Consider the following 7,296-nt stretch of genomic DNA (forward strand, 5'->3'; position numbering starts at 1 on the left):
TTGCGTGTCTACGGAGCCGGTTCGGCGGACTCCGCGTCGGTCGTCTGATCGGCGGCGCGCGCCGCACGCTCGGCGATGCGGGCCGCACGCTCTTCCTGGCGGGCCGCACGTTCGGCAGCGCGAGCCTCACGCTCGGCGGCCCGCGCCTCGCGTCGCTCCTCGCGGGCCTCCCGCCGTTCCTCGCGAGCCTCCCGCCGTTCCTCGCGGGCCGCGCTGCGTGCATCGAGGGCGGACGTGGTCTCCTGCGCCTCCGTGCTTGCAGTGGTACCGCGATCGGCCGGGACCTGCCCGTCGATCTCGTCGGCCTGTGCGACGGCGGTGTCGGCGGCGACGATGCCGGTGTCGGCGACGGCCGCGTCGGCGACAAGTGTCTGGGTCCGCGCGACCGGCGAAGGCGACTGGGTCAGCGCGAGCGTCGTCGGCGGCGCCACTCCTTCGTAGATCACCAGGCCGTCATGCCACACCACCTGCGTACCGGTGGACTCGACGTCGCGGTACACACCCTGCTTGTAGTACGCGCCGCCGCCGCCGGCGACGAGGGTGGGCCGATAGTGCTTCTCGACAACCAGTTTGCCGTTCTCGTAGACCTCCGCGTAGCCGACGTTCGGGTCCTCGGAGAACTTGACGTGGACGACGTAATCCACCCACTGCCCCGGCTTCACGGGTGAGATCTTGCGGCGGTAGGGCACCGCCGCGCCCGCGCCGCCGAGTTCGAGATAGTTGTCCTGGGTCACCTGGAGGGTCAACGCGGGGGCGCCGCCCTGCTGGGGGAACCACTGGGACACCATGAACCAGCTGTCCGGCCCGTGCCGCGGGTTCTGGAATCCCTCGTCGAACTTCATCGAGAACGAATACCAGCGCTCGTCGCCCTCCTTGACGAATGCGCCCGCTGAGGGGGCGTACCAGGCGCCGGGGGTGACCTCTGCGCGTTCGCCGCCACCGAACGGCGGGATGTCGCCGTCGCGGACCTCGAAGCGCGCCGCCGTCTCGTGCCCCAGCCCCCCGTTGCGCACACACGCGCTGTAGGTGCAGTAGTTCGCCGGCGCGGGCGCGTTGATTCCCTTGGCCTGCAACATGGCCCACTGGGTGAAGTTCCCGGTGTTGTAGTCGCCCGTGAAGAGCTTCTTCGCCCCGGACGGCACGATGCGCGGCTGGGCCAGAGCGGCCGCCAGCTGTTGCATGTACGCCGACAGCTGCTGCAAGTAGGTGGTGGTGCTCTGGGTGGTGGTGCTCGTGGTGGTGGTGGCAGTGCGGGTGGTGGTGGCAGTGCGCGTGGTGGAGGCGGCGCTGGCGGTCGCAGCAGCACTGCGGGCGGCGGTTGGCGTGACGCCGTCGGCGATCACCAGGGCGGGCTGTTGCACGGTCCGCGGGTCGGCGGCGGGGTCCGGCACCCGGACCCGCACCGAGGTGACACCCAGCTTCTGCAGCCCGAGCAGCGTGGTGACGATGCTCGGCGGTGAACTGGGCAGCGCCGCGCTGCTGACCGCCTCGTGCGACGTCGACCGGGGGGCGTCGGGGATGGTGGCGATGGCGCTGGTTGCTATCACGGCGAGCGAAGCGGCGGCCACCACCGACGTCACCGCGCAGCTTCGTAGATCTCGACGATTCATCGTCCGCTCCTGGTCACTCGGCGAGGAAGTTGGCAAACCCAACGCCCCTCTCAAGCTACCGTTCGTGCGGATCTGGCAAATACTATCGAGGTCGTCAATGCACGCATGTTTGACACTGCAACAATGCCATTGCGCGCTGGCAAAGTGCTCTCCAGCCGCTTCCGACACCGTCGAGTGCCGAAAGTGCGCTACGGGGTGCGACGAGCAATGCGTCCGGGCGATGTCCGGACAAGCGCAATGGACACGGTCGGGCTACGGCAGCCGCACGCCGAGCAGTGCGTCGACGGCGTCGCGCACCAGGCGCGGCGCACCCTCGTCGTGACCGCCGTACTGCAACGCGTCGGTGCACCAGCCATCAAGCGCGGCAAGGGCTTTCGGGGTGTCCAGATCGTCGGCGAGGTACTGCCGGACACGGGCCAGCACATCGCCTGCGGCGGGACCGGCCTGCAGCGTCGTCGCGGCCTGCCAGTGCCGCAGCCGGGTCTGCGCCTCGTCGAGCACGGCGGTGCTCCACGACCGGTCGGCGCGGTAGTGGCCTGCGAGCAGGCCGAGCCGGATCGCCGCGGGATCGACGCCCTCGGCACGCAGCCGCGAGACCAGCACCAGGTTGCCGCGGCTCTTGGACATCTTGTGCCCGTCCCAGCCGATCATCCCGGCGTGCACGTAGTGGCGGGCGAACCGCCGCTCACCGGTGACGGATTCGGCGTGTGCGGCCGAGAACTCGTGGTGCGGGAAGATCAGGTCGCTGCCTCCGCCCTGGATGTCCAGCCCGGTGCCGATGCGGTCGAGCGCGATCGCCGCGCACTCCACGTGCCAGCCCGGCCGGCCCGGGCCGAACGGCGACGGCCAGCTCGGCTCGCCGGGCCGCTCGGCGAGCCACAGCAACGCGTCGAGTTGGTCGCCCTTGCCCGGACGGTCCGGGTCGCCGCCACGCTCACCGAACAGGCGCAGCATGGTGTCGCGGTCATAGCCGGACTCGTAGCCGAACTGCACGGTGGCGTCGGCGCGGAAGTAGACGTCCGGGTACTGCGCGTCCTCGACGACGTACGCCGCGCCGGAGGCCAGCATCTTCTCCACCAGCTCGACGACCTCGGCGATGGCCTCGGTCGCGGCGACGTAGTGGTGCGGCGGCAACACGCGCAGCGCGGACATGTCCTGGCGGAACAGTTCGGTCTCGCGGTCGCCGAGCTCGCGCCAGCCGATCCCGTCGCGGGCGGCGCGCTCGAACAGCGGGTCGTCGACGTCGGTGATGTTCTGCACGTAGTGCACCCGGTGCCCGCCGTCGAGCCACAGCCGGTGCACCAGATCGAAGGTCAGATAGGTGGCGGCGTGACCCAGATGGGTCGCGTCGTACGGGGTGATGCCGCACACGTACATCGTGGCGGTCTCGCCGGGCGACACGGGCCGCACCTGGCGGTCGGCGCTGTCGTAGAGGCGCAGCTGCGGTCCACGGCCCGGCAGTTCCGGAACGGTCGTCGCCGGCCACGATTGCATGGCTTCGACTCTAAGGTGTTCGATCAGGACGGCCTCCCGCTGGTGCGTGACTCTCCGACACCGACAACGACGGACGCGATTTGATTCCCGGGCCGCCCGTCAGCGCCTGCGGATGATGTCCAGCAGCTGTTCGGCCAGTTCACTGCGGCACATCACGAAGTCCGGCAGATACGGGTCGGGGCGGTTGTAGATCATCGGCGAACCGTCCAGCCGCGACGCGTGCAGGCCCGCGGCGAGGACGACCCCCGCGGGAGCCGCGGAGTCCCACTCCCACTGCCCTCCGGCGTGGATGTAGGCGTCGACGTCGCCGCGCACCACCGCCATCGCCTTGGCGCCTGCCGATCCGATCCGCACCGGCTGGATGTCGAGGTGCTCACGCAGACGCCACAGCACCGCCGGTGGGCGGCTGGCGCTGGCGGCGATGCGGATGGGCCCCTCCCGCCGTGGCGGAGGCGGGGTGACGGTGTCGCTGCGGAACACCTCGCCCGTGGCGGGCAGCGCCACCACGGCGTCGGTGAGGCCGCCGTCGGGGCCGCCTGCGCCACGCTGCCACAGCGCGATGTGCACCGCCCAGTCGTCGTGGCCGGGCAGCGAGAACTCGTGGGTGCCGTCCACCGGGTCGACGATCCAGACCCGGTCGGCCTGCACCCGGGACAGGTCGTCGACCGCCTCCTCGGACAGCACCGCGTCGTCGGGGCGGTGGCGGCGCAGGCGGTCGAGGATCAGCGCGTTGGCCCGCATGTCGCCGACGTCACCGAGGTAGTACGGATCGTAGAAGCCCACCTCGTCGCGGACCCCGAGCAGCAGTTCGCCGGCTTCGGCCGCGACCGCCGCGGCCAGCGCCGCATCGGTCAGGCTCATCCGGTCAGTATCGCCAACGCGCAGTCCGCGGACACCACGGGACCTCCGGACGGACTACCGTGAGGAGTGATGAGCACAGCAGATGAGCCCTCCGACTCCCTCGTGAAGGCACCGGCGAAGACCCGGACCCCGGCGGCGAAAGCCGTGAAGCCGATCGACACGAGGCGTGAGGGCGCGTTCTGCACGTGCGGCATGCAGTTGTCGCTGACCCGTGTCTGCTCCAACTGCGACTAGAACGCCGGCCACGGGATCGGCCGGTGCCGATCGGGCGTCGGCATCACCGGATCGTTGAGCAGCGCAACCACTCTCGCACGCAGAGCGGCGATCTCGGCACGGGTGATGTGATCGCGCAGCTGCTCGGCCACATCGCCGCGCAACGCCTCGTCGAGCCCGAGCACCGCTTCCAGCGTCGGGTCGTCGACCGGTTTGCCCGACCAGCCCCACAGCACGGTGCGCAGCTTGTCCTCGACGTGCAGGGTCACGCCGTGGTCGACGCCGTAGACGCGGCCGTCGACCCCGGTGAGGATGTGACCGCCCTTGCGGTCGGCGTTGTTCACCAGCACGTCGAACACCGCCATCCGGTAGAGCCGCGGGTCGTCGGCGTGCACGAGGGTCACCTCGTCGCCGGCGTAGTCGTAGGCCTGCAGGATCGGTAGGTAGCCCGGTGGCACCCGGCCCGCGGGCAGCAGGTCGACCAGGTCGGGTCCGGATGCGGGGGCGTCGTCGGCGTCCCCGTCGATGTCGTCGCCGGGCTGGTCCACCCACAGCTGGATCATCCCGCCGCCGGCAGGTCCGTCACGGATGATGGTGTGCGGCACGATGTCCCACCCCAGTGCGTGAGACACCAGGTAGGCGCCGACCTCGCGGCCCGCCAGCGTGCCGTCGGGGAAGTCCCACAGCGGCGCCTCCCCGGCGATCGGCTTGTACACGCAGTGCACCTGCCGGTCGCCCAGATGTGCCTCGCACAGGAACGTGGCGTTGCTCGCCGAGCGGATCCGTCCGATGACGGTCAGTTCGCCGCACCGCAGCACCTCCTCGACGCCACTGGCGGCGCCGCCCGCCGGGTCAGGTTTCTGGTTCATCGTCGGGTTCGGTGAGCGCGCCGCGCCGGTAGCCGTTGGTGCGGACGCAGATGTGGCCCTCGGGGTCGAGAGGTTCGTCGCAGAGCGGGCAGGGCGGCCGCCCGGCCGAGATGACCCGGTTCGAGCGGTTCGCGAACTGGCGTGCCGACTCGGGCGTCAGGAACACCCGCACGGCGTCGGGGCCCTCCTCGGCGTCGTCGAGCACCACCGAGGCGTCGAACTCGGTCTCGGAGACGGCGAGCAGTTCCACGACGATCGTCTGCGCCTCGGAATCCCAGCCCAGACCCATCGTGCCGACCCGGAATTCGGCGTCGACGGGCGTCTCGAGTGGACTGAGGTCGTCGATCTCCCCGGTCTCTGGCGGGATCGGGGTGCCGAACCTTCGATTGATCTCGAGCAGCAGCGCCGCGATGCGCTCGGCCAGCACGGCCACCTGCTGCTTCTCCAAGATCACCGAGACCACCCGCTTCTCGTGCACGGCCTGCAGATAGAAGGTGCGGTTGCCGGGTTGTCCGACGGTCCCGGCCACGAAACGGTCGGGCATGCGGAAGACGTGAATAGCGCGGGCCATGGCACCTCCCAAAATACCGGTAGGGCCGTCGCGACAGTAATCACGACGGCGCCGGTCAGTCGACGGAACCGCCGACCACCGCGTCGTCGGCGGGCATCGGCCGCTCCGATGCGTCGCCGTCGGCCTTGGCCGGGGCGGCCACCAGTCCCGATGTCAGGCTCGGCCCGGTGTGGTTGACGTGCAGGACGAACGGTCGCAGGGATGTGTACCGGATCACACTCATCGACGCGGGGTCGGCGGTGATCCGCTGGAAGCCGTCGAGGTGCACGCCGAGCGCGTCGGCCAGCACCGCCTTGATCACGTCGCCGTGGGTGCACGCCACCCACAGCACGTCACCCTCGTGCTGCTCGGCCAGCGCCCGGTCGTGCTCGCGCACCGCCGCCACGGCTCGCGCCTGCACCTGCGCCAGGCCTTCACCGTCGGGGAACACCGCCGCGCTGGGCTGTTGCTGCACCACCGCCCAGAGCGGCTCCTTGACCAGGTCGCCGATCTTGCGGCCGGTCCAGGCGCCGTAGTCGACCTCCGAGAGCCGCTCGTCGACCACCGGTTCCAGCTGGAGTGCGGCGGCGAGCGGTTCGACCGTGCGACGGCAGCGCAGCAGCGGTGAGCGCACGATCGCGCGCACCGGCAGCGCGCCGATGCGCTCCACCACGCCGTCGGCCTGGTCGCGGCCCTTGTCGTCGAGATCCACGCCCTCGCTGCGGCCCGCCAGCGTGTGCGCGGTGTTCGACGTGGAGCGGCCGTGCCGCAACAGGATCACGGTCATGACGCCGCCACCACCCCGGTGCCGAGCAGCACCAGCACGACCGTGCCGAGCAGCACCCGGTACCCGACGAACCAGTACATGCTGTGCCGAGCGAGGAAGCGCAGGAACCACGCGACCGCGGCGAATCCCACGACGAACGCGATGAGCGTCGCGACGAGCAGCTGCGGTCCGGTGGCGCTCATCCCCTCCCCGACCGGGTCGAACGCGTCGGGCAGCGAGAACAGCCCGGAGGCGAACACCGCCGGGATCGCCAGCAGGAAGCCGAACCGGGCGGCGAGTTCACGGTTCATCCCGAGGAACAGCCCGGCGCTGATGGTGGCGCCCGACCGCGACACGCCGGGCAGCAGCGCCAGACACTGCGCCAGGCCGACGATCACACCGTCGCGCCACGTCAGGTTCTCCACCCGGCGGCCCTGGCGCCCGACGTATTCGGCCGCCGCGATGACGGCCGAGAACACGATCAGCGCGATCGCGATCGCCCACAGATTGCGCGCCGCCGTGCGGATCTCGTCCTTGAGCAGCAGGCCGATCAGCCCGATCGGGATGGTGCCGATGATCACGTACCACCCCAGCCGGTAGTCCGCGGTGCGGTGTTCGGGCGCGAACAGTCCGCGGAACCATGCAGTGACGATGCGGCCGATGTCGCGGGCGAAGTACAGCAGCACGGCGAATTCGGTGCCGAGCTGGGTGACCGCCGTGAACGAGGCGCCGGCATCACCGGAGAAGAACACCCTCGAGGCGATGGCGAGGTGGCCGGAGGAGGACACCGGCAGGAACTCGGTGAGGCCCTGCAGGATCGCCAGGACCACCACCTGCACCCACGACATGGCCTCGGTCACGCCGACGACCGTACCGTGGGCGGCGGGTCAGCGAGCGGGGCGCGGCACCGGGTGCGCGTCGGCGACCGCGTCG

General features: G+C 70.6%; 8 protein-coding genes. 1 reads left to right on the top strand and 7 read right to left on the bottom strand.

The genetic code is table 11. The annotated features are described in order from the left end of the window. Window positions 1-8: 8 nt before the first annotated feature. The 3 genes from Q2100_RS07775 to Q2100_RS07785 form a co-directional block, all read right to left on the bottom strand. Complete coding sequence (locus tag Q2100_RS07775) at window positions 9-1,610, bottom strand: polysaccharide lyase family 20 protein (protein WP_302913538.1); 1,602 nt, start codon at window positions 1,608-1,610, stop codon at window positions 9-11. A gap of 252 nt (window positions 1,611-1,862) precedes the next feature. Next, window positions 1,863-3,104 (bottom strand): cysteine--1-D-myo-inosityl 2-amino-2-deoxy-alpha-D-glucopyranoside ligase, encoded by a 1,242-nt coding sequence (mshC, locus tag Q2100_RS07780; protein WP_302913539.1) that lies wholly within the window; start codon window positions 3,102-3,104, stop codon window positions 1,863-1,865. A gap of 99 nt (window positions 3,105-3,203) precedes the next feature. Next, window positions 3,204-3,965 carry a 3'(2'),5'-bisphosphate nucleotidase CysQ gene (locus Q2100_RS07785; protein ID WP_302913540.1) on the bottom strand — a complete coding sequence of 254 codons (762 nt, stop codon included), beginning with the start codon at window positions 3,963-3,965 and terminating at the stop codon, window positions 3,204-3,206. A gap of 69 nt (window positions 3,966-4,034) precedes the next feature. Here Q2100_RS07785 and Q2100_RS07790 point away from each other — a divergent pair, with 69 nt between their 5' ends. Beyond that, entirely contained in the window at window positions 4,035-4,199 is a 165-nt protein-coding gene (locus tag Q2100_RS07790; RefSeq protein ID WP_264010701.1) for a hypothetical protein, read from the top strand. Here the strand turns inward: Q2100_RS07790 and Q2100_RS07795 are convergent. The 4 genes from Q2100_RS07795 to Q2100_RS07810 are packed head-to-tail and all read right to left on the bottom strand — an operon-like array spanning window position 4,196 to window position 7,211. Then, the gene (locus Q2100_RS07795) at window positions 4,196-5,047 is read right to left on the bottom strand and encodes an Rv2133c family protein (protein WP_302913541.1); all 852 of its coding nucleotides are present in this window, start codon (window positions 5,045-5,047) and stop codon (window positions 4,196-4,198) included. The two genes, Q2100_RS07790 and Q2100_RS07795, sit on opposite strands and share 4 nt — an antisense overlap. Beyond that, window positions 5,031-5,618: an Rv2134c family protein gene (locus tag Q2100_RS07800; protein WP_264010703.1), complete on the bottom strand. Its 588-nt coding sequence runs from the start codon at window positions 5,616-5,618 to the stop codon at window positions 5,031-5,033. Before Q2100_RS07800 ends, Q2100_RS07795 begins: the two co-directional genes overlap by 17 nt. A 55-nt stretch (window positions 5,619-5,673) precedes the next feature. Next, on the bottom strand, window positions 5,674-6,384 hold the full coding sequence (locus tag Q2100_RS07805; protein WP_302913542.1) for a histidine phosphatase family protein: 711 nt from the start codon (window positions 6,382-6,384) through the stop codon (window positions 5,674-5,676). Next, a complete protein-coding gene (locus Q2100_RS07810; protein WP_302913544.1) occupies window positions 6,381-7,211 on the bottom strand; it encodes an undecaprenyl-diphosphate phosphatase in 831 nt (276 codons plus the stop codon). Before Q2100_RS07810 ends, Q2100_RS07805 begins: the two co-directional genes overlap by 4 nt. Window positions 7,212-7,296: the final 85 nt, after the last annotated feature.

The organism is Mycolicibacterium arseniciresistens (genome assembly GCF_030519285.1).
Lineage (GTDB): Bacteria > Actinomycetota > Actinomycetes > Mycobacteriales > Mycobacteriaceae > Mycobacterium > Mycobacterium arseniciresistens.